Below are 24822 nucleotides of genomic sequence, written 5' to 3'. Positions count from 1 at the left end.
GTGGGAGAGGGGAGCGAAAGGGCGCGGGGAGCGCCGAGCGCGAGAGGAGACGCCCGGCTCAGGCCGTGGCGCGGGCGCCGGCAGCGGCGGTCGCCTTCTCGTCCGACTTGATCCGCATCCCGTAGAAGGAGCGGTACACGAACACCGTCGAGAGCAGGAAGAAGATGCCCGCGAGCACGAGGCTCGTCCCGCGGTCGATCTCGATCGCCAGCTCGACCGCGAGCAGGCCGAACAGCGTCGTGAACTTGATGATGGGGTTCATCGCGACGGACGAGGTGTCCTTGAAGGGATCGCCCACGGTGTCGCCGACGACCGTCGCCGCGTGGAGCGGCGTGCCCTTCTCCTTCAGCTCCACCTCGACGAGCTTCTTCGCGTTGTCCCAGGCGCCGCCGGCGTTCGCCATGAAGATCGCCTGATAGAGCCCGAAGAGCGCGATGCTGATGAGGTAGCCGATGAAGAAGAACGGCTCGAGGCAGGCGAAGGCGAGCGTCGAGAAGAAGACGCCGAGGAAGATGTTGAACATCCCCCGCTGCGCGTACTGGGTGCAGATCTCGACCACCTTCTTGCTGTCGGTGATCGAGGCCTTCTCCACGCCCTCGAGGCGGATGTTCGCCTTGATGAACTCGACAGCGCGGTAGGCGCCGGTCGAGACCGCCTGGGTCGACGCGCCCGTGAACCAGTAGATGATCGCGCCGCCCGTCACGAGGCCGAGCAGGAACGGCGGGTGGAGCAGCGAGAGCTTGTCCACGTTCGACGTCAGCTTGTTCGTGAGCACGACGATGATCGAGAAGATGAGCGTCGTCGATCCGACGACCGCCGTCCCGATGAGCACCGGCTTGGCCGTCGCCTTGAAGGTGTTGCCCGCGCCGTCGTTCTCCTCGAGGTAGTGCTTCGCCTTCTCGAAGTTCGGGGTGAAGCCGAAATCCTTCTTCAGCTCGGCCTCGACGTTCGGGACGTTCTCGATGAGCGAGAGCTCGTAGACCGACTGCGCGTTGTCGGTCACCGGGCCGTAGGAGTCGACCGCGATGGTCACCGGGCCCATGCCGAGGAAGCCGAACGCCACGAGGCCGAAGGCGAAGACGCTCTCGGCGATCATGAGCTGCGCGAGGCCCAGGGAGGAGAAGTAGTACGAGATGGCCATCAGCACGACGAGGACGATGCCCATCCAGTACGCGCTGAAGTTGCCGGCCGTCAGGCCCGAGAGCACGTTCAGCGAGGCGCCGCCCTCGCGCGACGCGGTCACGACCTCGCGGACGTGGCCCGACTCGGTCGAGGTGAAGATCTTGGTCATCTCCGGGATGATGGCGCCCGCCAGGGTGCCGCAGGTGATGATCGACGAGAGCTTCCACCAGAGCGTCGTGTCGCCCCCGATGTTCGGGATCATGAACGCCGAGACGGCGTAGGTGAGCGCGACCGACACGATCGAGGTCAGCCAGACGAGGCGCGTCAGGGGGGCCTCGAAGTTCATCTTGTCGGCGTCGGCGTAAGACGCCTTCGCGATCGCCTCGTTGAGCAGGTACGAGCCGATGCTCGCGAGGACCATCACGATGCGCATCACGAAGATCCAGACGAGCAGCTGGACCTGGACGGCCGTGTCGGAGACCGCGAGGAGGATGAACGAGATGAGCGCGACGCCGGTGACGCCGTAGGTCTCGAAGCCGTCGGCGCTCGGGCCGACCGAGTCGCCGGCGTTGTCGCCGGTGCAGTCGGCGATGACGCCCGGGTTGCGCGCGTCGTCTTCCTTGATGTTGAAGACGATCTTCATCAGGTCCGAGCCGATGTCGGCGATCTTCGTGAAGATGCCGCCCGCGATGCGGAGCGCGGAGGCGCCGAGCGACTCGCCGATGGCGAAGCCGATGAAGCATGGGCCGGCGTAGTCGGCGGGGATGAAGAGCAGGATCATCAGCATGAGCATGAGCTCGGTGCTGATGAGGACCGCGCCGATGCTCATCCCGGCCTTGAGCGGGATCGCGTACGTCGGGAACGGCTTGCCCTTGAGGCTCGCGAACGCGGCGCGCGAGTTCGCGAACGTGTTGATGCGCATGCCGAACCACGCGACGCCGCAGCTGCCGGCGATGCCGACGAGGCTGCTCAGCAGGATGACCACGACCTTCGCGGCATCCATGTGACGCAGCACGCCGAAGTAGAGAACCATGACCGCGCCGATCAGGATCTCCAGGACCAGGATGAACTTGAACTGCGTGACCAGGTACGTCTTGCAGGTCTCGTAGATGAGCTCCGAGATCTCCCGCATCGCGCGGTGGACCGGGAGCTTGTTCAGCTGCGAGTAGATGACGAGCCCGAACACGAACCCGAGCGCGCAGACGCCGATGCCGCCCATGAGGAGCGTGCGGCCGTCGATGCCGCCGAAGGACTGGGTGCCTAGATCGGGGAGGACGAGATCGGATTCACTGGCGCTGGCGAGCCCGCCGCTGAGCAGCAGGGCAAGCGCGGCGAGCCCGGCCAGCATCGGTGCGAGCCAGGCCTTTTGGGACCGGAGAACGTTCATTGACGGTGTGCCTCCATCGCAAAATCCGAGGCAGAGGACGGCGCCATCGCCGCTCGCTGCTTCGTGGTTCCGAGGGGTTGGCCGCCTGCGTAAAGGGGAAGGGGACCGGCGCGCTGCCGGAGGGGCTCTTGCTCTAACGCAGACGCTTCAGCACAGCCTCGTCCCTCGACGACCGGAGGGTGTCGGAGTGCCCAGAGCTGCCAGGCATGCCTCCACCGTGACCGGACCCCCGAGGCGCGCGCTAGCTACCATGCACCCGAGACGCCGTCGAGAGGGTGCGATGCGCGCCCACGACGAGAGGGCCTGTCAGCGGCGCGACGTCAGGAGATCACTTAGGGAGATTACGTACGATGGTGAAAGAAAGAAGCGCGCACGACCGAACGCCGTCACACGCTGTCGCGTCCGGTCGCATTCGGCTGCGCTCGGACGCTTTCAGCTGCGCTCGATCGTGTTCAGCTGCGCTCGACGGTGTTCAGTTGCGCTCGGTCGCGGTGTTCAGCCGCCGATCCGAGCCGGAGAGCCGCTGATCCGAGCCCGAGTCCGCGCCAGGGCTGGCGTGGGACGTGAGGAGCTCCGCCACGAGATCCCGACACTCCGGCTTGTTGCGGAGGTGGCTCAGCAGCAGGTTGGAGGCCTCGCTGAACGACTTCTCGTAGGCGAGCCCCTCGCGCGTGCGCGCCGCGACGCGCTCGCGCCCCTGCGCCAGGTCCTCCTCCAGGGCCTCGGCGTAGCGGGCGAGCTGGGCGCGGAGCTCGTCGATCTGGCGGCGCAGGTCGCGCGCGTTCGCCTCGCGCGTGTTCTTCTTGTGCTCGTAACGCCCGAGCTGCTCGCGCTTCGCCTGCGCGGTCGCGCCGGCCGCGCCCGCGCGCTCGTAGATGAGCGGATCGTGGTTGCCCTGGCGGGCCGCCCCGTCCGCCAGCTGGCGCGCGGACAGCGCGAGCTTCTCGGCGGCGGCGAGCTCGACGCGGACCTTCTCGACGTCCTCGCCGTCGGCCATCGCCTCGCGCATCACGCGCGACTCCTCGTGCGCGAGCTCCTCGACCTTGCGGCCGATCTCGGCGCGCAGCGCGCGGCCGCGGCGCTCGAGCGCCTCGAGCTTGCGGGTGAGGCTCGCGACCTCGCCCTCGAGCTTGTTGGCGCGCGCGGCGAGGTCCCAGGCCTGCGCAAGGCCGTTCTGGACCTCCTGCGGCACCTGCCCGGACGGGTAGGCGCGGGAGACCATGCGCGAGAACAGGGCCGCCCGGCTCGCCCACTCGATGACGCCGGCGCTCTGCGGCGGCGGCGGCGGCGGCGGCACCGGCACGCCGTCGCTCCCCTCGACCTCCCACGCGTGCGCCGGGAGCCCGCGCTGGAGCGCCTTCAGCTCCTCCTGGAGGTGGTGGGCGTCGCGGTAGCGCTTGCGGATGTCCTTCTCGAGCAGGCGCAGCACGATCGCCTCGCCCTGCGCGTGCGCGTCGGGGCGGATCGAGCGGGGCCGCGGCGGCGCGTGGGTCCGCTGCATCTCGAGGAGCGTGTCGCGGTCGTTCGCGCGGAAGGGGAGCTGCCCGGTCAGCATCTCGAAGAAGAGCACGCCGAGCGCGTAGAGGTCGGACTGCGCCGTCGCCTCCTCGCCGCGCGCCTGCTCGGGCGACATGTACTCGGGCGTCCCGAAGACCGCGCCCTTCGGGGCGAGGCGCGGATCGCGCGCGATGGCGGCGAGGCCGAAGTCGAGGATCTTGACGAAATCCTTCCGGCCGCCGCGGTGGGTGAGCAGGATGTTGTCGCTCTTCAGATCGCGGTGCACGACGCCGAGGTCGTGGGCGCGCGCGAGCGCCGCGCACATCTGCTCGAGGATGTCCACCGATCGCGCGATCGGCATCGGGCCGCGCGCGAGCTCCGCCGAGAGCGGCGTGCCGACGAGGTACTCCATGACGAGATAGAGCTCGCCCTCCTCGGTCTCGCCGATGTCGTGGATATCGATGATGTGGGCGTGATCAACGCGGTTTGCGGCGCGCGCCTCGCGCAGCATCCACGCGCGGAGGTGGGTCTCTCCGCGGAGATCGGGCCGGATGAGCTTCAGGGCGACGACCCGGTCGATCAGCACGTGGCGAGCGCGATAAACGACGCCCATGCCGCCTTCGCCAAGCCGTGCCTCGAGCCGGTACCTGCCGGCCACGACCTTCCCGATCAACGGATCGGTGCTCGAAGCCTTGGGACCTGCCGGTCGCTGAATCGCGCGCTCCATGGTGCCTTCGTTTCTCCTCAGCGCTCCCCAGAAGAGCCGTTCTCGTCTCTCAGGGCCCTATTGCGCTGTGCGGTGAGTCGGATCGCTCGCTGAACGTATCCGGTTTGAAACAGCTGGTCTACGGGCCCGCGATCGGGTTGCGATGAATATCGTGCGAGCTCCGTGTGGAGGTGGGGTGGGAGACCGGCGCCGATGACGCGCTCGTCATGGGCGAGCCAAGCCGCGCGATAGGCCGAGCGGGCGGGCTCGCCTCCGCGGACGGCCGTTCGGGCGGGCTCGCCTCCGCGGGCGGCCGCGCGGGAGGAGGGGTATCGCCTTGCGGACGGGCGCTCGCCGGGCGAGGATCGAGGGGCAGGCGACAGACGAAGCGCGCGCCGTGGACCGAGGTCGGCGCTCCGCGGCACGGGTGTCCGCCGCGGCCGCCGTCGCCGTCTTCTCGTTCTGGTGCTGCCGCGAGGGCGAGCGTGCCGCCGTGCCGCCGGACGATCTCGGTCGAGATCGACAGCCCGAGGCCGGTCCCCTGCCCTCGCGGCTTCGTTGTGAAGAACGGATCGAAGATCCGCTGGGCGAGGTCCGGCGGAACGCCCGGCCCGCTGTCCGAGATCGCGACGGCCGCCATGTCGTCGTCGACCCAGGTCTCGATGCAGATCGCCGGCTCGCCGGGCGCGCGCGGCGCCGCGCCCCCGCCGGAGGTCCCCTCCTCTGCCGGCGCGGCGGGCGCCGGCGGCGCCTCGAGCGCCTGGATGGCGTTGACGAGGAGGTTCATGAACACCTGGTTGATCTCGCCGCCCCGGCAGGTGACGGGCGGCAGCTCGCCGTAGCGCCGGATCACCTCGATGCGCGCCTGCCGGAGCCGCGGGCCGAGCAGGAGCAGCGTCTCCTCGAGCCCCGCGTGCAGATCGGCCGGCAGCGGCTCGCCCGAGACGCGCGAGAAGCTCTTCAGGTTGGTGACGATGCGGACGCTGCGCTCGACCGCGCGGTGGACGAGGGTCGAGATGCCGGCGAGATCGTCGAGCGCCGCCTCGGTCTGGAGCCGCTCGCGGAGCGCCTCGAGCGCGCGGCGGCGCTCGCCCGGGAGATCGCGCTCCGCCTCGCGGTACGCGTCGAGGACGGCGCGGAGCTCCGCGGCGCGCTCCTCGATCGGCTGGGCGGCGCCGGCGATGGCGTTCAGCGGGTTGTAGATCTCGTGCGCCACGCCGGCCACGAGCTCGCCGATGGAGGCGAGCCGCTCGCCCTGGATGAGCGCGGCCTGCGTCCGCTTCAGCTCGGACAGGGCGCGCGTGAGCTCGGCGGTGCGCGAGGCGACGTTCTCCTCGAGGCCGGCGCGCTCGGCCTCGAGCTCGGCGATCGTCCGGGAGAGCGCCTGCCGCATGCGCTCGACGCTCTCGCCGAGGCCCACGACCTCCTTCGGCCCTGACAGCCGCGGCACGGCGGCGTCGAGCTCGCCGCGCGCGACCTCGTCGGCGGCGCGCGCGAGCTGTGCCATCGGCCTGGAGAGCTCGCGCGCCGCCCGCGCGACGACGCCGAGGGCGGCGAGGACGAGGAGGGACAGCGAGGCGAAGAGCGCGGTGATCGCGTTGAAGTCCTCGTCGAACGACGAGCCGGTGGCGAGCGCACGGTAGAGGCCGATCGAGGAGAAGAGCGAGAGGAGCCCCGTGAACAAAAGGGGCAGCCCGAAGTCGCGCAGCATGCGCCGCCGGAGGGGCGTCGGGGGCGCGCCGCCGTGCTCGAGCGCGCCCGTCCAGGCGCGCAGGAGGTCCACCGCGCGGGCGACGGAGTCCTTGTGCCAGGCGCGCTGGTAGAACGAGACGCCGAAGGCGAAGAGGGCGCCGAAGCCGAGCTGCATGAGCGCGTCGGCGACGCTGGACGTGGCCCCGACGCGCACGTAGGCCATGCCGATCGCGGTGCATCCGAGCCACAGCGCGAAGTTCAGGGAGGCGAGCACGTCGGGGAGCCGCTCGGCGCGGGCGAGGCCGCGGCCGAGCAGGGCGCGGGCGCCGGAAGGGCCGGCCGCGAGGGCGGCCAGGATCGGGCGCGTGGCGGGGCGCACGGCGAGCGTGAAGCCGAGGGTGCCGGAGAGGGCGAGGAGGGGGACGACCTCGAACCACGCCTGGAACACGACCTGGCTCTGGGTGCGGAGGAACGCGACGCAGAAGAGCAGCATGACGTGCCCGCCGACGATGCCCGCGGTCGCCGCCGACTCCGCGAGCCTCGGCCGGAGCGCCGCGGCGAGGGCGCGCGCCGAGGCGGCGTCTCCGGCGCCGCCCTCGACGGCGCCTTCGCGGAGCAGGGCGCGGTAGATCGCGCGGCGCATGCCGCCCGCCATGACGCCGAAGGCGACCGCGGTCACCAGGAGGCCGAGCCACGAGGGCGGCGTCGAGCGGCCGATCCCGAGCGGGCCTGGCCAGGAGGGGGGCACGGTCGGGGCGCCTCGGAACGCGAGCGGCAAGACAGCGAGCGGCCACGAGAGGGCGCGGATCGCCGCCGCGACGGCGAAGCCGCGGTCGCCGCGGCGGGTGAGCGAGCCCGAGAGCGCGGCCGAGGCGGCCAGGGAGGAGAGCAGGAGGATCGCCGGCCACGGCGTGGTGAGGGCGGCGGGGACGACGGCGGAGAGGAACAGGAGCGCCGAGAACAGCTCCCAGCCGGTCGCGACGAGCTCTGCGCGGACGCGCGGGGCGCGGAGCGCGGCGGGCGGGGGCGGCGGCGGCGTGGTCACGAGGCGAGCGGCATGGAAGCGCAGGGCGCGCGCCATCGCAACGGCGCGCGCCCACGTGCGCACGTGCGACGGCGCGCGGCGGGGCGCGCCTCCGCGCGTCAGCGGCCGGGGAGGCGCACGCCCGGGAGGACGGTGCGCCGCTCGACGACCTCGTCGAGCGCGTCGGCGTCGATCAGGAGGTGCGCCCGCAGGCTGTCCTCGATGGCCGAGAACACCTTGCCCTGGTAACGGATCTCGCGGCCGGGCCCGGCCGCGAGCCAGTAGTTGCCGCCCGGTTCGCTGCCGTCGCCGGCCGCGCTCGGGCTGGCCAGGAGCGGCTCCGCGTTGCCGGGGAACGGATCGGGCGGGGTCGCGAAGCCCGGGAACGACGGCGCGGGCGGCGCGGATGTGAATGGCTCAGGGCCCGCGGAGAACGTGAGCGACGCGCCGGGCTCGAAGCTCACCGACAGGGCGCCGCCGCGAGCTGCGACCACCACGCCGGGCGTGCGCTCCTCGACGACGACCTCCTCGATGACCTTCCCGGAGACGAGCAGGAGCTTGTGGCTGCTCGTCACCTGCGAGCTCTCGGCCGTGAGCTCTCGGCGCAGCGCGATCTGGTGCGAAACGTAAAATTGCAGGTTCTTCACGTCGCTGTCGCTCAGGTCGTGCTGCACCCGGAGCTCGTGCGTGAACGGGACGAGGCGGGGGCCGCAGCCCAGGAGGAGGAGCGACAGGAGCGCGAGAAAGAGCGGGGCGGACGCCGTGGACAGGCGCCAGCGCGCCGCGGCGTGGGTCGTGTGGACGGAGAACGGCATGAAAGCCCTCGTTGAGGAGGCCTCGGCGAGATCGCCGCGGCGCACCTCTTCGCAACGGGGCGGCCGTGCGCAGCTTACAGCGGGCCGACGAGCCGCTCGCCGCGAGGGTGCCTGGCGACGCCACGGCGGAATCGCCGCCGCCTCGGGGGCACCCGACGGAATGAGGCGCTCAGCCGGCTCCAGGACGATTGGCGATGTCCGCCAGGTGCTGTTTCAGCACCTCCGCGCGGATCGGCTTGACCAGGTGCACGTCGAACCCGGCCTCCCGGGTCATGCGGCGGTCCGATTCCTGGCCGTAACCGGTCATCGCGAACAGCGATAGGCCCGCGAGGCCCGGAGTGCGACGCAGCGCGCGCGCGACGTCAACTCCTGTCATGCCCGGCATGCCGATATCGAGCAGCACGACGTCCGGCTGGAGCTGCGCCGCGAGCTCGAGCGCCGAGGGGCCGTCGAACACGGCGTGCACGTCGTTGCCCATGCGCTTGAGCAGCAGCGCCATGCTCTCGGCCGAGTCGCGGTTGTCGTCGACGACGAGGATGCGCAGCTTGCGCCCGGCTTTCGTCGCGGGAGCGCCCACCGCCGGCGGCGCGAGGGGGCGCGTCAGCCGCGGCAATCGCACGATGAACTCGCTGCCGCGGCCGGGCCCCTCGCTGAGCGCCTGGACCGTCCCGCCGTGCAGCTCGACCAGCCGGCGCACGATCGTCAATCCGAGGCCCAGCCCGCCCTCGACGCGATCGAGGCCGCGATCCCCCTGCGTGAACAGGTCGAACACCTGCGGCAGCAGCTCGGACGATATCCCCGCGCCGCTGTCGCGGATACGGAGGATCGCGTGCGCGTCGTCCGCCTCCACCGTGACCCGGATCGAGCCGCGCGGCGGCGTGAACTTCGCCGCGTTGTGCAGAAGGTTGCTCGCCACCTGCGTGAGCCGCGCCAGGTCGCCCGAAACGACGGCGAGCGGCCCTTCGGGCAGCTGCAGCTCCAGGGTCTGCTCGCGCGCGTCGATCCAGGTCCGGGACGCTTCCGCCGCGCGCGTCACCACGTCGGCGAGATCGATCCGCTTGGACTCCAGGGCGATCTTGCCGCGCGTGATGCGGCTCACGTCGAGCAGGTCGTCGACGAGCCGCACGAGCTGGCCGAGCTGCCGTTCCATCAGGCCGGCTGCCCAGACGACCTGGGCGTTGTCCTTCCCTTCGAGCTTGAGGACGCTGGTCGCGTTGGCGATCGGCGCCAGCGGATTGCGCAGCTCGTGCGCCAGCATCGCCACGAATTCCTCCATCTGGCGCGCGTTGGACTCCATCTGCTCCAGGCGCTTGCGCTCGCTCAGGTCGCGCGTGATCTTGGAGAAGCCGCGCAGCTCGCCGCTCGGGCCGTAGATGGCCGTGACGAGGACGCTCGCCCAGAACGACGACCCGTCCTTGCGCACGCGCCAGCCTTCGTCCTCGAAGCTGCCTTCGCGCCGCGCGGCGGCGAGCACCGTCTCTGGGCGGCCGCGCGCGATCGCCTCGGCCGGATAGAAGCGCGAGAAGTGCGTGCCGATCACCTCTTGCGCGGAGTATCCCTTGATCCGCTCGGCGCCGGCGTTCCACGTGGCCACCCTGCCGTCGGGGTCGAGCATGAAGATGGCGTAATCCTTCACGCCTTCGACCAGCGCGCGGAAGCGCTCCTCGCTCTGCCGCAGCGACTCTTCCTGGCGCTTGCGCTCGCTCAGGTCGCGCGTGATCTTGGAGAAGCCGCGCAGCTCGCCGTCGGGGCCGTGGAGGGCCGTGATGATGACGTTCGCCCAGAACATCGAGCCGTCCTTGCGCACGCGCCAGCCTTCGTCCTCGAAGCGGCCCACGCGCCGCGCTTCGGCGAGCTCTGTCTGTGGCCACTTCCGCTCGATCGCCTCGGCCGGATAGAAGCGCGAGAAGTGCGAGCCGATCACCTCTTGCGCGGAGTATCCTTTGATCTGCTCGGCGCCGGCGTTCCACGTGGTCACGCGCCCCTCGGTGTCCAGCATGAAGATGGCGTAGTCCTTCACCCCTTCGACCAGCATGCGGAATTGCAGATCGGCGCCGAGCCCCGTCGGATCCATGCGGCACAGCCTACAGCATGGGTACACGTTCGCCACGCCATGCTCTCCCTTCCTGTCCTGCTCTCCGCGTCCGCGAGCCGTCGTCGTGTCGGCCGGCAGCGGCGAGTGACGAGCACAGCAATGGCCCCATGAGCCCGCGTCGAGAGCGCCCGCCGGCGGCCGCGCAGGGCCACCGCCAGCCGCTGGAGCGGTTCGAGGGTATCAAGACGGACTCATCGATTGTGGAGCCATCGAACGTGTCCAGTGCGAGCCACCCGACCTCGAGGGCACCGGGGTTGTCTTGCCCATCAGCTCCGAGGGCGCGCGGCGCCGATCCGTTGCCGACGCCCGGTGGCCCACGCGCGAGTTGGCGTGCGCGCGTGTCGCGGGCGAAGAAACGCCGGTGTACCCTGGCCGGTGTACCCTGAGGCCCCCGCGAGCATCTCCGGTGCGCCCGCTCCAGAACGAGCACGATCATGCATCCTGAACCCTGGCACCTGGTCACCAGACAACCGGACTACATCCTGGCTTCCTGGCACCAGATCTTCTGTGTCATCTGGCGCCGCGAGACGACCGAGGACGGCGCGCGCCACCTGAGGGATGCGTGCGCGGACTTCGCGAAGAAGCACCCGCGCGGCATAGGGCTGCTCACCCTCGTCGAGAGCGAGGCGTCGTTGCCATCGGCGCCCGCGCGCAGGGCGATCGCGAGCTTCCTCGCGGAGGCGAGCGCAACCATCAGGTGCTCAGCGGTCGTCTTCGAGGGCTCGGGGTTCCAGGCGGCGATGGTTCGCAGCGTCGTGACAGGGCTCACGCTCATTGCCCGCCAGCGTTATCCGCACAGGGTATGTGACATCGGGGAAGCCTGGCAGATGTTCGCGGAGCTCCTGCCCGCGGTGACGGGCGCCGCCGTGAGCGAAGCCGCGTTCCGGGCATCGCTCGACGCGCTGCGCGAGGACCTCCGCCGGACATGAGCCGGCGCGGCGTCTACTCCCAGTAAAGCGTCGCCCGCCCGATCGCGGTGAACGGCCACCCCGGCGAGTAGTGGATCCCGGTGACCGGGGCCGGCTCGTACTGCAGCCGCGACGCGCTCGCGAACTGGACCTCGCGCCACGTCGTGTCGAAGAGGTTCTGGATGTCCACGGCCACCTCGACGTTCTTCCACCGCAGCCCGGCGTTGGCGTCGACGACCGTGAACCCCTCGGCGGTGAGCGACTCGTCCTCGGTCGCGGGCCGAGCGCCGATCGCCTTGACCCGCAGCGCGGCGAACGGCGTGAACGCGCCGAACGTCGGGCGGACGCCGACGCCCGCGGTCAGCGTCCGGGTCGGCGCGAGGGCGACCGCGCTCGCGTTGCCGGCGTTCTCGCGGAAGCGCGCGCGGGTGAAGGTCGCGTCCACGTCCGCGAAGAGCCAGCTCCGGAGCCGGTAGCGCCCGCCGATCTCGATCCCGTAGCGCCGCGTCTGCCCCGACGCCTCGGTCGCGCCCGCGTCGCCGCTCCAGACCAGCTCCGAGTCCAGGTCGAGCAGGAACGCAGCCCCGTTCAGCGACAGCCCGCGCAGGGGCGCGACCCGCAGGCCGACCTCGTAGCCCGTCGCGGGCGTGATCAGCGTCGCCGCCCCCTCCCCCAGCACCGCGCCCTGCGCGTCGTTCGAGTGGAAGCCCCGTCCGAAGTGGGCGAAGAGATCGACCCCCTCGACGGGCGACACGATCGCCGTGAGCTTCGGGAGCAGCTGCATCTGTCCCCGGGCGCCGCTCGACCTGTTCCCCGCCGCCTCGAGGTCCTCGCCCGGGTCGTCCACGTTGACGTCGATCCACTGCGCGCGCGCCCCGAGCACGACGCGGAGCCAGCGCCGGAGCCGGGCGTCCTGCTCGACGTAGACGCCGATCTGGCTCTCATCGACGTGGGTCCTGCTCTTCTCCTCGATCCGCTCGCGCGCCTCGTCGTGGTGGAGGGACTTGTCGATCGCGTCCGCGCGGATCTGCGCCCCCAGCGAGGTCGTGAACCTCGCCCCGCCGATCTCGTATTGCCTGCGGAACCGGAGATCGGCGCCGCCGACGGCGCGGTCGTCGTTCTGCTCGATCTGGTCGCCGTGGACGGGGTCCTCGCTGAAGAACGTGAAGTTCGAGTACAGCGTGAAGCGGTACCGGACGAGGTAGGCCAGCGCGCTCAGATCGGCGTCCCGCCACGCCGTCGAGTACGCGACGGACGCCATGTGCCGCTCGGTCGCGCCGCCCTCGGTCGGATCCACGGCGCCGAAATGGTCGATGCACGGCTGTCCGAACGCCGAGGGGGGCGGGTTCAACCCGCCCTGCTCGCCCTCGCCGCACACGGCGCGCGCGGGGATCTGGCCGGAGCCGTGCCAGGTCGATCCATAGGACATCCAGGTCATCTGGACCTTCCCGGTGTTGCCCAGATCGTGCGTGGCCCGCAGGACCACGTTGAAGCGCTTGAGCCGCTCCGGGCTCAGGAACGGCCCGTCGTTCCGGTAGATCTCCGCCGCGGCCACCGCGCGCCACGTGTCGCCGAGATCCGGCGAGGCGATGACGAGGCCGCGCTGGATGCCGTACTGCCCCAGGCTGACCTGCGCGTAGCTCTCCTCGAGCTTCTCGGCGAAGCGCAGGTTGACGGCGCCCGCCGTACCGAAGTCGCCGATGCTCGCGTAATAAGGCCCCTTGTAGCCGTCGAGCCCTGTCACGAGCTCCGGGATCATGAAGTAGAGATCGGTGAAGCCGTGCCCGTGGCCGTGGCTGACCATGTTGACGGGCACGCCGTCGACGAAGAAGGCGACGTCGGTCCCATGATCCGCGTCGAATCCGCGGAGGAAGTACTGGTTCGCCTTGCCCCCGCCCGCGTGCTGCACGGCGAAGAGCCCGGGGACCGACTCGAGGAGGTCGCCCGGCCGGAGCCTCGGCCTGAGCTCGAGCTCCCGGTGTCCGACGGAGACGCGCGACGCGGCCTCGCTGCCCGGCTTCTCCGCCTGGATCGTCACCTCGATCGCGGCGTCGACCGCGGGTGCGGCCTCGCCGGTGGGCGCTGCGGCGGCGGCCTCCGGCGGGGCAGCGGGCGCATCGGGGGTGTCGCCCTCGGCGCGCGCTGGCCGCGCGGCGGCCAGCACCATGGATAACGCGGCGAGCAGATGAAATGGATGGCGGTGCCCGTGGCTCGTCGTGACCGTCTCGCGCAGCATTCGTGTCCTCCTTCGCCGCAATCGCGCGGAGCGGCGTCGGGCCGCTCGCGTCGAGCTCCGCGAGGACGAAATGGCTGGCCATCGCACGGTGCGCTGGACCGACCTCTCGCCCCCGCGGGCGACCGGAAGGCGACGCGGGGGCGGTTCGGTATCCGGGACGTGCGCAGAGAGGTGGAGCTGCACCGGCTCGGACCTCACCGCCTCCCTCGAGGCTCCCAGGTCGAACCGGCGCCGGATGTCTCCCGCCGCCGGGCGCTGGCAGGTCTTCGGGCTCGCGAGCGCTCCGGTCTGACCGGCTCCCTACTGTCCACCGCTTCCCAGCCCTCGGCGGGCCAGTGCATGGGGTGGAGGTCGTTCTCGCTTACCGCTGCGGGGCAGCCCCGGAATTTCACCGGGTTCCCTCTTCGGCCCAGGCGAACGCCCGGGCACCAGCACGGCGCGCACCCTAGGACCGCGCGCCTTCGGCTGTCAATCGCTACCGCTCGGCTCGCCCGCTCGACGCGCGCCGCTCTCGCGCCATGCGCGCGCCTCGCGCTCTCCATCCGAGCGCCTCGACGCGCGCCTGCCGTGCAGGCCGAACGTTCGGGCTCTAGCGAGGATGGGCTCGCTCCTCCGTGGGTCGCGTGCTACACGGCCGCCGCCGTATATGCCCCGTAACGATCTCCGCAACATCGCCATCGTCGCCCACGTCGACCACGGGAAGACGACCCTCGTCGATCACATGCTCCGCCAGTCGGGCGCCTTCCGAGAGAACGAGGTCGTGGCCGAGCGGGTCATGGACTCGAACGACCTCGAGCGGGAGCGCGGCATCACCATCCTCGCGAAGAACACGAGCATCCGGTACCGCGGGGTCAAGATCAACATCGTCGACACGCCCGGCCACTCCGACTTCGGCGGCGAGGTCGAGCGCACGCTCATGATGGCCGACGGGGCGCTCCTCCTCGTCGACGCCGCCGAGGGCCCGCTGCCGCAGACGCGCTTCGTGCTCTCGAAGTGCCTCCAGCGCGGCTTCCCGGTCATCGTGGTCATCAACAAGATCGACCGGAGCGACGCGCGCGCCCACGAGGTGCTCTCCGAGGTGTTCGACCTCTTCTGCGACCTCGAGGCGAGCGACGCGCAGATGGACTTCTCGACGCTCTACGCGATCGCGAAGTTCGGCCAGGCGAAGCGCGAGCTCGAGCACGAGGCGAAGGACCTCGATCCGCTCTTCGAGACCATCCTCGAGCGGGTCCCCGGCCCCTCCGGTGACCCCGACGGTCCGCTCCAGGTCATCGTCTGCAACACGACCCACGACGACTACGTGGGCCGGCTCGCGGTCGGCCGCGTGGTCCGCGGCACCGCCCGGTCCGGCGCCGACGTCGCGCTCCTCGGCGAGGGCGGCCAGTCGCGCGGCTACGTGAAGATGCTCTACGCCTACGAGGGGCTGAAGCGCGTCGCGGTCGAGAGCGCCGTCGCGGGCGAGGTGATCGCGATCGCCGGGCTCGACGCGGTCACGATCGGCGACACGATCACGGATCCGGCGCACCCCGAGGCGCTGCCGCGGATCGTCGTCGAGGAGCCGACGATCAAGATGAAGATCGGCGTCAACACGTCGACGTTCGCCGGCAAGAGCAAGCAGTCGAAGTTCCTGACGAGCCGTCACCTGAAGGAGCGGCTCGAGCGCGAGGCGATGAAGAACCTCGCGATCCGGGTGGAGCCGACCGAGGTGCCCGACACGTTCGTGGTGCTCGGCCGCGGCGAGCTCCAGCTCGCCATCCTGGTCGAGACGATGCGGCGCGAGGGGTACGAGATGCAGCTCTCGAACCCCGAGGTGGTGACGCGCGAGATCGACGGTGAGGTGATGGAGCCGCTCGAGCTCGTGGTCGTGGACGTGCCCGACACCTACGTCGGCATCGTGACCGAGCGCCTCAGCTCCCGGCGCGGCCGGATGGTGAAGATGACGAACCCCGGCTTCGGCCGCGCCCGCCTCGAGTTCCGGGTGCCGTCGCGCGGGCTCATCGGCTTCCGCGGCGAGTTCCTGACGGCGACGCGCGGGACGGGCCTGCTCAACACGATGTTCGACGGCTGGGCGCCCTGGGGCGGCCCGATGATGCGCCGCCCGACCGGCGCCATCGTCGCCGATCGCGTCGGCGTGGCGACCCCGTACGCGCTGCACCACCTGCAGCCGCGCGGCATGTTCTTCATCGTCCCCGGCGTCGAGGTCTACGAGGGGATGATCATCGGCGAGCACAACCGGCCGAACGACACCGACGTCAACGTCATCAAGGAGAAGAAGCTGTCGAACGTGCGCAACCACGGCAAGGACGAGAACGTCCTCCTGGCCAGCCCGCGGCTGCTCACGATCGAGACGGCGATGGAGTGGATCGACGGCGACGAGCTCGTCGAGGTCACGCCCGACGCGGTGCGCGTCCGCAAGAAGGTGCTCGCGTGCAACCGCCGGGAGCGCCGCGAGGACGCGATCGAGCAATCGCAGGCGGTGGAGTGAGCGGCGGGGGCGCGCGGAACGTCCGACGCGCGCCCGACGCGCCCGACGCGCGCCCCTCCCGTACCTGCCGCGCGATAGGATGCCCTGATGAGAACGCCGCTGCTCTTCGCTTTCCTGGCTTCGCTCGTCGCGCTCGCGGGGGCGGGCGCTTGCGGCGGGGCCGTCGTCGTCGACGGGCTCCCCGGGAGCTCCGACGGCGCCGGGGGCGCTGGCGCGGCCGTGGGGTCGCCATCGGCGAGCTCCGGCGGGGCCTCCGTCGAGGAGCAGAAGGCCTCGTGCGATTTCTTCTGCTCGCTCTTCGACGGCGTCACGTGCCCGGAGCTCCGGTGCAGCGAGCGCTGCGCCGACCTGCTCTCCGAGCAGCGCCCCTGCAACGCGCTGACCGCCCCCTTCTTCGACTGCGTGGGCGAGACCGTCGCCTCCGCGGACCGGATCCCCTGCGAGTTCCTCGCGCCGTCGATCACGTCGCTCTTCGATTGCCTGAGCGGGCGCGCTCCGGAGTGCACGACCGATTTCCTGCCCCAGACGTGTGACGCGCAGTTCGAGAAGCTCAGGGCGTGCCAGCGCGATCAGGGCCGGTAGCGGGGGCGCTCGTCGCCTGACGCGCGCGGCCGCGCGCCGGGGTCGAGGGCGCTCCGGAGCGGCCCGAGGGCGTCGGCGACGAACGTGACGAGCGCCTTCACGCGCGGCACCCCGCGCGTATCGCGGTGCACCCCGAGCCACAGCTTGCGCCCTGGCGGCGGCGAGGGCGGCGAGAGCAGGCAAAGGCCGGCGGTCGCGTCGCCGAGGTAGCGGGGCAGGCAGACGAGCCCGACGCCGGCGGCCCCCATCGTCGCCTGGGGCTCGCGGCCGTTGGTGCGCGCGGCGACGCGGGCCTTCGCGGCGACGGCGCGCACCCACGACAGGTCGGCGATCGCCGGAGGATCGTCGTTCATGGTGACGAGGGTGTGGCCCTCGCACTGCCGGCCCCAGTCCGGCGGGCCGCGCTCGGCGAGGTAGGCCTCCGATGCATAGAGCCCGAACCCGATCCGCGCGACCTCGCGCTGGAAGACCTCGTTGTGCTCGAACGCGGCGGGGCGAAGGGCGATGTCCGCTTCCCGCCGCGGCAGGCTCAGCCATCGCGCGTCCGCGATGAGATCGATGGAGATGGCGGGGTGGCGCGCGAGGAACGGGACGAGCAGCGGCCCGAGGACGCGCGTGGCGAGCCACTCGGACGCGGTGACACGGAGGTGGCCCCTCAGGCCTGCGTCGCGTCCGGCGGCGGCGCGCTCGGCCGCGAGCGCGTCCTGCTCCATGCGCTCGGCGTGGCCGAGCACGCTCTCGCCCGCGGCCGAGAGCGAGAACCCCGACGGCGAGCGCTGGAAGAGCCTCGCCCCGAGGCGCCGCTCGAACGCCGCGACGCGCCGCCCCACGGTCGGCTGGGTGACCTTCAGCACGCGCGCGGCGGCGGAGAGGTTGCCGTGCCGCGCGACGGCGAGGAAGTAGCGCAGATCGTCCCAGTCGAGCATGGCTCCGGGGCGCGGGGCGCTGCTGCCGGAGCGCGCTCCGCGCCATGCAAAGGTGCATGGCGAGTCTACGTCGATGGCGGATCCCCGGGCAACGGCGGACCGCGCATGCTCTCCCGCGTGCGTTCCCGCACCCGCACGCTCGCGGACTCGCGAACTAGCGGACTCTCGGACTCGCAGGTCGCGAGTTTCACGTCGGAGGATCGGAGGGAGGCTGGCATGTTGACGAATCGTCGTGAGTTTCTCCACCGCGTGACCGGCACGGCCGCGGCGGGCTTCCTGGGCTCGGCCCCGGCCGGGACGGCTTCCTGTGCCGCGCAGCACGGGCCGGCGCCGCCGCGGCCGGCGGCGGGATCGAAGATCAAGGCGATCGCCTTCGACGCTTTTCCTATCTTCGATCCGCGCCCGATCGCGGCGCTCGCGGAGGAGCTCTGTCCGGGCAAGGGGGCATCGCTGAGCGAGGCGTGGCGCACCCGGCAATTCGAGTACACGTGGCTGCGGGTCGCGTCCCACGAGTATGCCGACTTCTGGCAGGTGACTTCGGATGCGCTGGTGTTCGCCGAGCGCGCGCTGGCGCTCGATCTCGGGGAGGAGAAGCGGGCGCGGCTCCTCGGCGCCTACCTGGATCTCCGGGCGTGGCCTGACGTGCTGCCGGCGCTCCGGGCGCTGAGGGGCGCGGGGATCCGGCTCTCGTTCCTGTCGAACTTCACGCCGAGGATGCTCGGGGCCGCCATCGAGAGCTCCGGTCTGGGGGGCCTGTTCGAGCACGTGCTCAGCACGGATGGGGCGAGGACGTACAAGCCCGATCCTCGCGCGTACCGGATGGCGCTCGACGCGTTCGGCCTCACGCGCGAGGAGATCGCGTTCGTCGCGTTCGCCGGCTGGGACGCCGCGGGGGCCCGATGGTTCGGCTATCCCACGTTCTGGGTCAACCGCCTGGGCCTGCCGGCCGAGGAGCTCGGCGTGAGCGCCGACGCGACGGGAGCGAGCCTCTCGGATCTCGTGGAGTTCGTGAAGGAGAGGGCGTGACCGGCGGGGCCATGCCGCCTGTGCGATCAGCGGGTCGCAGGGCTCCCGGCGCGCCTCACGGCGGCGAGTTCACGGCGCTGCGCATGGCGCGCATGGAGTCGCGGGCGAACCGCGCCTGGACCCGGCGCGCGTAGGGAAACCCGAGCCGGGCGAGGAGGTGGTTCGGCCGGGAGACGGCGAAGATGTCGTAGGCGACCTCGCCGGAAGGCTCGTCGTGCTCGACGAGGAAGCGCTCCTCGCCGCGCTCGCCGTGCTCCTCGAGCGTCCCGTAGGCGAAGCCGAACCGGCGCACAGGGCCGCTCGTCTCATCGACGGTGTAGACAATCCGGCATGCGTTGAGCCAGTGAATCCCGAGCACGCGGACGAGGATCGCCACGGTGACGCCGGCCTGGAGGGGAGCATCGGGATAGCAGAGCTCGACCCAGCCGAGCCGGAACTGCGCCCAGCGCCGCATCGCCTCGACGGCGCGGTCGAAGAGCGCGGCGCCCTGGCCGAGCACCGCGCGGTGGTGGTCGACGTTGAAGCCGGCAGGCGGCCGCGGGCGGCCCTCGCCGGCGCCGGTGCAGCCGACCTCCGCGTACGAGAGCGGCCGGCCCGCCTGGCGAGCGAGGAAGGCGCGGATCGCGGCATCGGAGGGGCGGGCGCGGGAGAGCACGAGGGGCAGGATAGCCGAGGCGGTCAGGCGTGGAGCCAGGGGCGCAAGCCGAGCTCGCTCCAGCGAGCGGCCCAGCCGACGTCAAACACCTCGGGACACGCCTCGATCCACGAGCGAATGTCCCATGGGTAGCGGCGCTCCTTCAGGGCGGTGCGGAAGCGGTCGACGTCGATTCGATACCAGCTCAGGTAGTCTTGGTTGCTCCACAGACCGACGATATAACCGTCGTTCCAGCGGACGCACGCGCCGTGGATCTCGTACTGGCGGAGCTCCAGGAGCGCCTCGTTGACCTCCGCCTCGATCGCGTCCGGATGCGGCAAAAAGACCGGCGCGGGGAGCCGCGCGATATCGGCTCGAGCAGCCAGGCCCAGCGGGGTGCCAGCGACCGTGACGCGCTCGAGCGCCGGGAGGTGATCCAGGAGCGGGCCGAGCTCGGTCAGGTCGCACGCGGTGAGATGGAGATCCGTGAGGTGGGTCAGCGAGGACAGGCCCGTGGTCACCGCCGTCTCACGTCCGCGATCCGAGCTGCACGAGCTCTCGGATCGGACGCGAGCTCGCACGGCGGTATGTTCCCGTCACCTCAGCCACGTGATGTCTTTGCAGTCACGACGAAGCGCGAGGAGCACCTTCGCTGCTGGCCGGCCTGCACGGATCCGAGACGCCGCTCACCGAGGGATCGGCATGGACATGAGATGGGCTGGACGATCGCGAAGCGGGCTTCAGGCGCGCTTCGCAGCTCGAGGATGGCGGCGCGTACACGACGCGACTCCGCGTGTGCGGCTGGCACCTCCCGGCGAGCGCTGATACGCTCCTCGGCGACTCGTAACAGCGAGGAGGTGCATGGCCAATGGACATGCAATTCAACTTTCACGACGCCGAGGTCGAGGCGGATCAGCTGGATGCGATGCTCGAGAGCCTGATGCGAGACATCGGCACCGCAGGCGCGACCCCGCGGCGCGCCGTTGAAGGCCACCTCCCGAGGAACGCCAAGGGAGACGCCTTCACCGTCGGCGCGATCGCGCTCGCCGCGCTCCCCGCGGTGCTCCCCCAGGTGATTCAGCTCGTCAATGAGTGGGTCGTCCGCGCGCCGAGGCGCCGCATTCGCATCCGGGGGAAGAACGGCCTGGAGGTCGAGTTCACCTCGGACAAGCCGCTCGGGGAGAAGGAAGTGCTCGACCTCGCGCGCCGCATCAGCGCAATCAAATGACAGCCCTGGACAGAGATCCTGTGCTGGGCGGACGGGACCGCCTCGCGCTCATCATCGCGAACGGAATGTATGCGGACGGCAGGTTGCGCTCGCTCCAGGCGCCCGCCCTCGACGCATCGAAGCTCGCCGACACGATGGGAAACCCGGACATCGGCGATTTTCGCGTCCAGCTCTGCGTCGATGGCAGCCAGCTCGAGGTCCGGAAGGCCATCGGCGCGCTCTTCCATCGCCGCCATCCGGAGGATCTGCTCGTCCTCTACTACTCCGGTCATGGCCTGAAGGACGACTGGGGTCACCTCCACCTCGCCACGCACGACACGGAGAAAGAGCTCTTCAGCGCGACCTCGGTCGACGCGGCGTGGATCAGCCGCCAGATCGATCAGTGCCCCGCGAAGCGCATCGTCCTGATCCTCGACTGCTGCTACAGCGGCGCGTACGAGAACTCCGCCAAGAGCGAGCAGGACAGCGTCGACATCGCCGGGACGTTCATGGGAGACGGCTCGGGTCGCGTCGTGATCTCCGCCACGACGTCGGTTCAGCTGGCGTGGCAGGCCGACCAGCCCGTGGGGGTGACCCCGCAGTCGATCTTCACGCGCCACATCGTCGAGGGCCTGTCGACCGGCACAGCCGATCTGGACCGAGACGGATACGTCGATGTCCACGAGCTCTGCGAGTACGTGCAAGCGAGCATCAAGGCCGAGGGAGGCCGGCAGACCCCGCAGATGTGGACGCAGAAGTACGAGGGGCGGCTGCGCATCGCGAAGGCCCCGCTCCGGCCCACGATCCCGGCGTCGGGCGGGAACGCCGTGATCTCCCACGAGCTCTTCGTGTGCAACGGGCCCCTCGCGGGTCGGCGGTTCGTGCTCCACCCTGGAGAGTTCACGGTAGGGCGAGAGCCCGACTGCTTCATCCGCCTCGATGATCCGAAGGTGTCGCGAAAGCACGCGACGATCGTCGTCGGAGCGGATGAGGTGCGCGTGATCGACCAGGGGAGCACGCACGGGACCAAGATCGACGATCAGCGCATCACGAGCGCCTTGCTCCCGCAAAACGGCCAGATCGTCGTCGGGGGCACCGTGCTCAGGCTGGTCCGCCTGGAGGCCGCGGGCACACGTCAGACCGCGGAGACGGTCGCGCACCCGCCAACCGGGCCGAGGAAGCGATCGGCCACCCTGTTCACTCCCTGAGCCCTGGCGCAGGGGACGTCCGCGCTATGCTTCGGCTCGCCCGGCGCGCGGGGCCTCCCGGTGGGTGTGACCGCGCCCCAGGGTGAAGGGGCACCGCTCGCCCGCAGCCCGCGGGCGGCCTGACCGCCCTCCCGTCGATGCACAAGGACCTCCTCGATCTCCTCCTCGCCCTCGACCGCGTGCCGCAGGATCCGCGCTGGCACCCCGAGGGCGACGCGCTCTTCCATTCCCTGCAGGTCTTCGACCTGGCCCGCCGCGAGACCGCGGATCGCTCGCTCTGGGCCGCGGCCCTGCTCCACGACGTCGGCAAGGCGTTCGCCTGCGCCGACCACGCCGAGGAGGGGGCCGACGTGCTCGAGGAGCTCGTGTGCCCGCGGATCGTCTGGCTCGTGCGGCACCACCTCCACCTGCTGCGCGCGCCCGGCGCGACCCGGCGGCGCCTGCGGCGCACGAAGGCGCTCGCGGACCTCGCGCGGCTCCGCCGCTGGGACGTCGGCGGCCGCTCGCCCGAGGCGACCGTGCTCCGCCCCGAGGCCGCCGTGGAGCTCCTGCTCGACGGCGCAGACTGGACCCTCCTCTCGATCGGCGGCGAGCCCGCCCCCTCCGATGACCTGCGAAAGGAGCCGCTCGCCTGAGCGCAAGGTCCGCCGGGAGGTCCTCTGCGACGACGTCGACCGCTGGGCCGACGATCGCCGGCTCTGGGGCGGCGAGGCCGAGCCGCCCGGGCGAGCGCGGCTCTGCGCCGCGGTGCGGGACGCGGTCGAGACCGCGCTGACGGCGAAGCAGCGGGAGGTCGTCGAGGCGTATTTCTTCGACGGCCTCTCGCAGGGCGAGATCGCGCGCCGCCTCGGCGTGGCGCAGCAGGTGGTGCAGAAGCGCCTGTTCGGGGCGCCGCGGGGCGGCCGGGTGGTCGGCGGCGCGATGCTCCGGCTGCGGCAGGCCCTCGAGCCGGCGGTCGCCGCGGCGCCGGCGCGGGCGGCGGAGGCGCCGGCAGCGCGCGCGGCGCGGGGGGCCCGATGAGCGCCGAGCGCTTCGGCGGGCTGCGGGCCCGCATCGCCGCGGAGGCCGCGCGCCTCATGTACGAGGAAGGCGTGGACCAGTACTTCACCGCCAAGCGGATGGCCGCGAAGCGGATCCTCGGCCAGGTGGAGGGGCGGCGAGCGCGCTACCGGCCCGCGGACCTGCCCTCGAACGGCGAGATCCGCGAGGCGCTGCTCCTCTTCGCCGAGCGCGCCGAGGGGAGCCAGCGGACGCGCCGGCTCTTCGCGCTGCGCATCGTGGCGCTGGAGGCCATGCGCGCGCTCGCGCCGTTCTCGCCGCGGCTCATCGGCTCGGTCTCCACCGGCCATATCCGCCGCGGCAGCGACGTCGATCTGCACGTGTTCCCCGCCGACGAGGAGGCGCTGGAGCGGCACGTGCGGGCGCTCGGCTGGACGTTCGACCGGGAGCGCGTGACGATCCAGAAGGGCGGAGAGCTCCGGGAGTACGTCCACTACCACGTGGCGGACGTGGCGCCCCTCGAGCTCACGGTGTACGCCCCGCGCGATCTGAGGGCGCGGCCCCGCAGCAGCACCGATGGGAAGCCGATCGTGCGCCTCGGCGTCGCCGCGCTCTCGGCGCTCTGCGCCCGGGATCACCCCGTGGCGTGGGAGCGCTACCTGGAGACCGGCGAGGTGGAGGGCATGGACGCGCTGCTCGAGGCGGACGAGGACGAGCCGCTCCCCGGGCCGTTCGATGGGCTGCTCGACGGCGGCGGCGCCGGAGAGGACGGCGACGAGCCGGCCTGCGCCGAGCCTGGCGAGGAGGACGACGCAACTCAGGACTACGAGCCGCTCCCCGGCTTCGAGGACACGGCCTGAGGCCCCGACCGCAGGCGAGGAGGGTCCGGCGCTCCTGCGCTCCCGCGCCGGCACGAAGGGATACCGTCGCTCGCCGAGCGCGAGGCTCGACACCGATGGATGGATAGGACGACTCGCCGGACTCGGATCCTGCGGTCGTCGCCGGACTCCACCGCTTTCACCCGCGCTGCGAGGCCGATGAACCTCCTCGGCGGGCGGAAAGGCGAACGTCGGACGTCGGACGGCGCGCCGGTGTCGCCGCGTGGCGAGGCTTGACCCTCGCGACGCCCAAGTGCTCTCATGGCGCGGTGAAGCCCGAGGACCCGCCCGTTCCCAGCGCGATGGCGGCGCCTTCCGGAACGGCGGCGGCGGCGGTGATGTGGCGCGCGCGGGGGCGGCTCCACCTCACCGTGATCGCCAAGGCGACCTTCGCCTTTGTCGACGGCGCACCGATGATTCCCGTCGAGCCGCAAAAAATCATCGATGCTGACATCCACCATCACAACCACCCGGGCCGCAGCGTCCGGTTGACGAGCGATCTCGCGCCCTACCTCGCGCGCATCGACGTGTTCTTCACGGGCCACGCGCACGTGCCGCCGGGCCCGCCTGCGGCGCCCTTCTCCGTGCGCCTCGCGCTCTTCGCCGGCGAGCGCCCGATCCTCGACAAGGCGCTCTCGATCGAGCCCGGCGGCGCGGAGAAGGCGATCCCGCTCGCCTACGAGCGCGCATTCGGGGGGATCGGCATGGCCGACAACCCGTTCGGCACCGATCGCCCGGCCGTCCTGGATCCCTCGCGGCGCGACCGCCCGGCGGGCTTCGCGCCGCTCGGGAGCGTGTGGCCGTCGCGCAGGCGGCTGCTCGGGCGTACGCCCCACAAGGCGCTCGAGGGGCCCATCCTCGAGATCCCCGACGATTTCGACTGGAGCTACTTCCAGGCGGCCCCCCCGGATCAGCGCGTCGAAGCCCTGGTCGGCGACGAGTGGCTCGTGCTCGCGGGGCTTCACCCGACGCTCGCGGCGCTGCGGACGCGGCTCCCCGGGGCGCGCGCCCTCGCGCGCGTCCATGGCCTCTCCGCGTTCGGCATCACGGAGGGGCAGCCGCTCGATCTCGTGCTGGACACGCTGCACGTCGACGGCGACCGGCAATCGTGCTCGCTGGTCTGGCGGCGCAGCTTCCCGCTCGCGGAGGCAGCAGCGCTCGCGGCGGTGCGTGTCGTCGTCGGCGTCGAGGTGCCGGGCGCCACGCCCGCGTGGCTGGCTCCTGTCGAGATCGCGATAGCGGCCCAGAGCGCCGGCGCGACGTCCGATCCGACAGGGGTGACGCTCAACGTGTCCGATCAAGACGCCGTCGGTACGTGAGCGAAGCCGTCGCGCAACCCGTTCCGGAGGCGCGGCGGCGCAGCAGGGGCGCGGGGCGCGTTGCTCGGCCTCGCCG

At 71.5% G+C, this 24822-nt stretch carries 19 protein-coding genes and 1 riboswitch; of the genes, 10 read left to right on the top strand and 9 right to left on the bottom strand.

Features of this window, described 5'->3' with window-relative positions; all coding sequences use genetic code 11:
* Positions 1-58: 58 nt before the first annotated feature.
* The 5 genes from WME95_RS05135 to WME95_RS05115 all read right to left on the bottom strand — a co-directional run bounded on the left by WME95_RS05135 (position 59) and on the right by WME95_RS05115 (position 10317).
* On the bottom strand, positions 59-2509 hold the full coding sequence (locus tag WME95_RS05135) for a sodium-translocating pyrophosphatase (RefSeq protein ID WP_437907275.1): 2451 nt from the start codon (positions 2507-2509) through the stop codon (positions 59-61).
* A gap of 472 nt (positions 2510-2981) precedes the next feature.
* Positions 2982-4733 carry a protein kinase domain-containing protein gene (locus tag WME95_RS05130; RefSeq protein WP_437907274.1) on the bottom strand — a complete coding sequence of 584 codons (1752 nt, stop codon included), beginning with the start codon at positions 4731-4733 and terminating at the stop codon, positions 2982-2984.
* A gap of 118 nt (positions 4734-4851) precedes the next feature.
* Positions 4852-7485, bottom strand: coding sequence for an ATP-binding protein (locus WME95_RS05125; RefSeq protein ID WP_437907272.1), 2634 nt, complete (start codon positions 7483-7485; stop codon positions 4852-4854).
* A gap of 62 nt (positions 7486-7547) precedes the next feature.
* Complete coding sequence (locus tag WME95_RS05120) at positions 7548-8243, bottom strand: DNA-directed RNA polymerase (RefSeq protein WP_437907271.1); 696 nt, start codon at positions 8241-8243, stop codon at positions 7548-7550.
* A gap of 169 nt (positions 8244-8412) precedes the next feature.
* Positions 8413-10317 carry a hybrid sensor histidine kinase/response regulator gene (locus WME95_RS05115; RefSeq protein WP_437907270.1) on the bottom strand — a complete coding sequence of 635 codons (1905 nt, stop codon included), beginning with the start codon at positions 10315-10317 and terminating at the stop codon, positions 8413-8415.
* Between the two features lie 455 nt (positions 10318-10772).
* Between WME95_RS05115 and WME95_RS05110 the strand changes: the two genes are divergently transcribed.
* On the top strand, positions 10773-11267 hold the full coding sequence (locus tag WME95_RS05110) for a hypothetical protein (RefSeq protein WP_437907269.1): 495 nt from the start codon (positions 10773-10775) through the stop codon (positions 11265-11267).
* 13 nt (positions 11268-11280) lie between these two features.
* On the opposite strand, the gene WME95_RS05105 is transcribed toward WME95_RS05110, so the two are convergent.
* On the bottom strand, positions 11281-13482 hold the full coding sequence (locus WME95_RS05105; RefSeq protein WP_437907267.1) for a TonB-dependent receptor: 2202 nt from the start codon (positions 13480-13482) through the stop codon (positions 11281-11283).
* A gap of 240 nt (positions 13483-13722) precedes the next feature.
* Positions 13723-13930: riboswitch (cobalamin riboswitch) on the bottom strand.
* Positions 13931-14080: 150 nt separating this feature from the next.
* Between WME95_RS05105 and typA the strand changes: the two genes are divergently transcribed.
* Entirely contained in the window at positions 14081-15967 is a 1887-nt protein-coding gene (gene typA / locus WME95_RS05100; protein WP_437907266.1) for a translational GTPase TypA, read from the top strand.
* 87 nt (positions 15968-16054) lie between these two features.
* Positions 16055-16549: a hypothetical protein gene (locus tag WME95_RS05095; RefSeq protein ID WP_437907265.1), complete on the top strand. Its 495-nt coding sequence runs from the start codon at positions 16055-16057 to the stop codon at positions 16547-16549.
* Here the strand turns inward: WME95_RS05095 and WME95_RS05090 are convergent.
* Positions 16537-17475 carry a LysR family transcriptional regulator gene (locus tag WME95_RS05090; protein ID WP_437907264.1) on the bottom strand — a complete coding sequence of 313 codons (939 nt, stop codon included), beginning with the start codon at positions 17473-17475 and terminating at the stop codon, positions 16537-16539. The two genes, WME95_RS05095 and WME95_RS05090, sit on opposite strands and share 13 nt — an antisense overlap.
* 216 nt (positions 17476-17691) lie before the next feature.
* On the opposite strand from WME95_RS05090, the gene WME95_RS05085 reads away from it, so the two are divergent.
* Positions 17692-18501 (top strand): haloacid dehalogenase type II, encoded by an 810-nt coding sequence (locus WME95_RS05085; RefSeq protein WP_437549786.1) that lies wholly within the window; start codon positions 17692-17694, stop codon positions 18499-18501.
* A gap of 55 nt (positions 18502-18556) precedes the next feature.
* Here WME95_RS05085 and WME95_RS05080 read toward each other — a convergent pair whose 3' ends face one another.
* Positions 18557-19156: a DUF1990 family protein gene (locus tag WME95_RS05080; protein WP_437907262.1), complete on the bottom strand. Its 600-nt coding sequence runs from the start codon at positions 19154-19156 to the stop codon at positions 18557-18559.
* A 23-nt stretch (positions 19157-19179) separates the two neighbouring features.
* Entirely contained in the window at positions 19180-19656 is a 477-nt protein-coding gene (locus tag WME95_RS05075) for a hypothetical protein (protein WP_437907261.1), read from the bottom strand.
* A gap of 347 nt (positions 19657-20003) precedes the next feature.
* On the opposite strand from WME95_RS05075, the gene WME95_RS05070 reads away from it, so the two are divergent.
* From WME95_RS05070 to WME95_RS05045, 6 genes are all read left to right on the top strand, one after another.
* Positions 20004-20363 (top strand): hypothetical protein, encoded by a 360-nt coding sequence (locus tag WME95_RS05070; RefSeq protein ID WP_437549783.1) that lies wholly within the window; start codon positions 20004-20006, stop codon positions 20361-20363.
* Positions 20360-21550: a caspase, EACC1-associated type gene (locus tag WME95_RS05065; RefSeq protein ID WP_437907260.1), complete on the top strand. Its 1191-nt coding sequence runs from the start codon at positions 20360-20362 to the stop codon at positions 21548-21550. Before WME95_RS05070 ends, WME95_RS05065 begins: the two co-directional genes overlap by 4 nt.
* Before the next feature lie 137 nt (positions 21551-21687).
* Positions 21688-22185, top strand: a complete 498-nt coding sequence (locus tag WME95_RS05060; RefSeq protein ID WP_437549781.1) for an HD domain-containing protein — start codon at positions 21688-21690, stop codon at positions 22183-22185.
* A complete protein-coding gene (locus WME95_RS05055) occupies positions 22157-22570 on the top strand; it encodes an RNA polymerase sigma factor (RefSeq protein WP_437907259.1) in 414 nt (137 codons plus the stop codon). The genes WME95_RS05060 and WME95_RS05055 overlap by 29 nt, the downstream gene beginning before the upstream one ends.
* Positions 22567-23409: a nucleotide-binding enzyme gene (locus WME95_RS05050; RefSeq protein WP_437907257.1), complete on the top strand. Its 843-nt coding sequence runs from the start codon at positions 22567-22569 to the stop codon at positions 23407-23409. Before WME95_RS05055 ends, WME95_RS05050 begins: the two co-directional genes overlap by 4 nt.
* Positions 23410-23696: 287 nt before the next feature.
* Complete coding sequence (locus WME95_RS05045) at positions 23697-24746, top strand: DUF2169 family type VI secretion system accessory protein (RefSeq protein WP_437907256.1); 1050 nt, start codon at positions 23697-23699, stop codon at positions 24744-24746.
* Positions 24747-24822: the final 76 nt, after the last annotated feature.

It is taken from the genome of Sorangium sp. So ce327 (genome assembly GCF_051530205.1).
Taxonomy (GTDB): Bacteria; Myxococcota_A; Polyangia; order Polyangiales; family Polyangiaceae; genus Sorangium; species Sorangium cellulosum_B.
The sequence above is the reverse complement of the archived record's forward strand: the minus strand, read 5'-3'. Positions and strand labels throughout refer to the sequence as shown.

What these genes read in the sequence shown, in the direction of transcription:
- WME95_RS05135 (WP_437907275.1), bottom strand. Translation starts at nt 2,509, where the DNA reads ATGAACGTTCTCCGGTCCCAAAAGGCCTGGCTCGCACCGATGCTGGCC.
- WME95_RS05130 (WP_437907274.1), bottom strand. Translation starts at nt 4,733, where the DNA reads ATGGAGCGCGCGATTCAGCGACCGGCAGGTCCCAAGGCTTCGAGCACC.
- WME95_RS05125 (WP_437907272.1), bottom strand. Translation starts at nt 7,485, where the DNA reads ATGGCGCGCGCCCTGCGCTTCCATGCCGCTCGCCTCGTGACCACGCCG.
- WME95_RS05120 (WP_437907271.1), bottom strand. Translation starts at nt 8,243, where the DNA reads ATGCCGTTCTCCGTCCACACGACCCACGCCGCGGCGCGCTGGCGCCTG.
- WME95_RS05115 (WP_437907270.1), bottom strand. Translation starts at nt 10,317, where the DNA reads ATGGATCCGACGGGGCTCGGCGCCGATCTGCAATTCCGCATGCTGGTC.
- WME95_RS05110 (WP_437907269.1), top strand. Translation starts at nt 10,773, where the DNA reads ATGCATCCTGAACCCTGGCACCTGGTCACCAGACAACCGGACTACATC.
- WME95_RS05105 (WP_437907267.1), bottom strand. Translation starts at nt 13,482, where the DNA reads ATGCTGCGCGAGACGGTCACGACGAGCCACGGGCACCGCCATCCATTT.
- typA (WP_437907266.1), top strand. Translation starts at nt 14,081, where the DNA reads ATGGGCTCGCTCCTCCGTGGGTCGCGTGCTACACGGCCGCCGCCGTAT.
- WME95_RS05095 (WP_437907265.1), top strand. Translation starts at nt 16,055, where the DNA reads ATGAGAACGCCGCTGCTCTTCGCTTTCCTGGCTTCGCTCGTCGCGCTC.
- WME95_RS05090 (WP_437907264.1), bottom strand. Translation starts at nt 17,475, where the DNA reads ATGCTCGACTGGGACGATCTGCGCTACTTCCTCGCCGTCGCGCGGCAC.
- WME95_RS05085 (WP_437549786.1), top strand. Translation starts at nt 17,692, where the DNA reads ATGTTGACGAATCGTCGTGAGTTTCTCCACCGCGTGACCGGCACGGCC.
- WME95_RS05070 (WP_437549783.1), top strand. Translation starts at nt 20,004, where the DNA reads ATGGACATGCAATTCAACTTTCACGACGCCGAGGTCGAGGCGGATCAG.
- WME95_RS05065 (WP_437907260.1), top strand. Translation starts at nt 20,360, where the DNA reads ATGACAGCCCTGGACAGAGATCCTGTGCTGGGCGGACGGGACCGCCTC.
- WME95_RS05060 (WP_437549781.1), top strand. Translation starts at nt 21,688, where the DNA reads ATGCACAAGGACCTCCTCGATCTCCTCCTCGCCCTCGACCGCGTGCCG.
- WME95_RS05055 (WP_437907259.1), top strand. Translation starts at nt 22,157, where the DNA reads ATGACCTGCGAAAGGAGCCGCTCGCCTGAGCGCAAGGTCCGCCGGGAG.
- WME95_RS05050 (WP_437907257.1), top strand. Translation starts at nt 22,567, where the DNA reads ATGAGCGCCGAGCGCTTCGGCGGGCTGCGGGCCCGCATCGCCGCGGAG.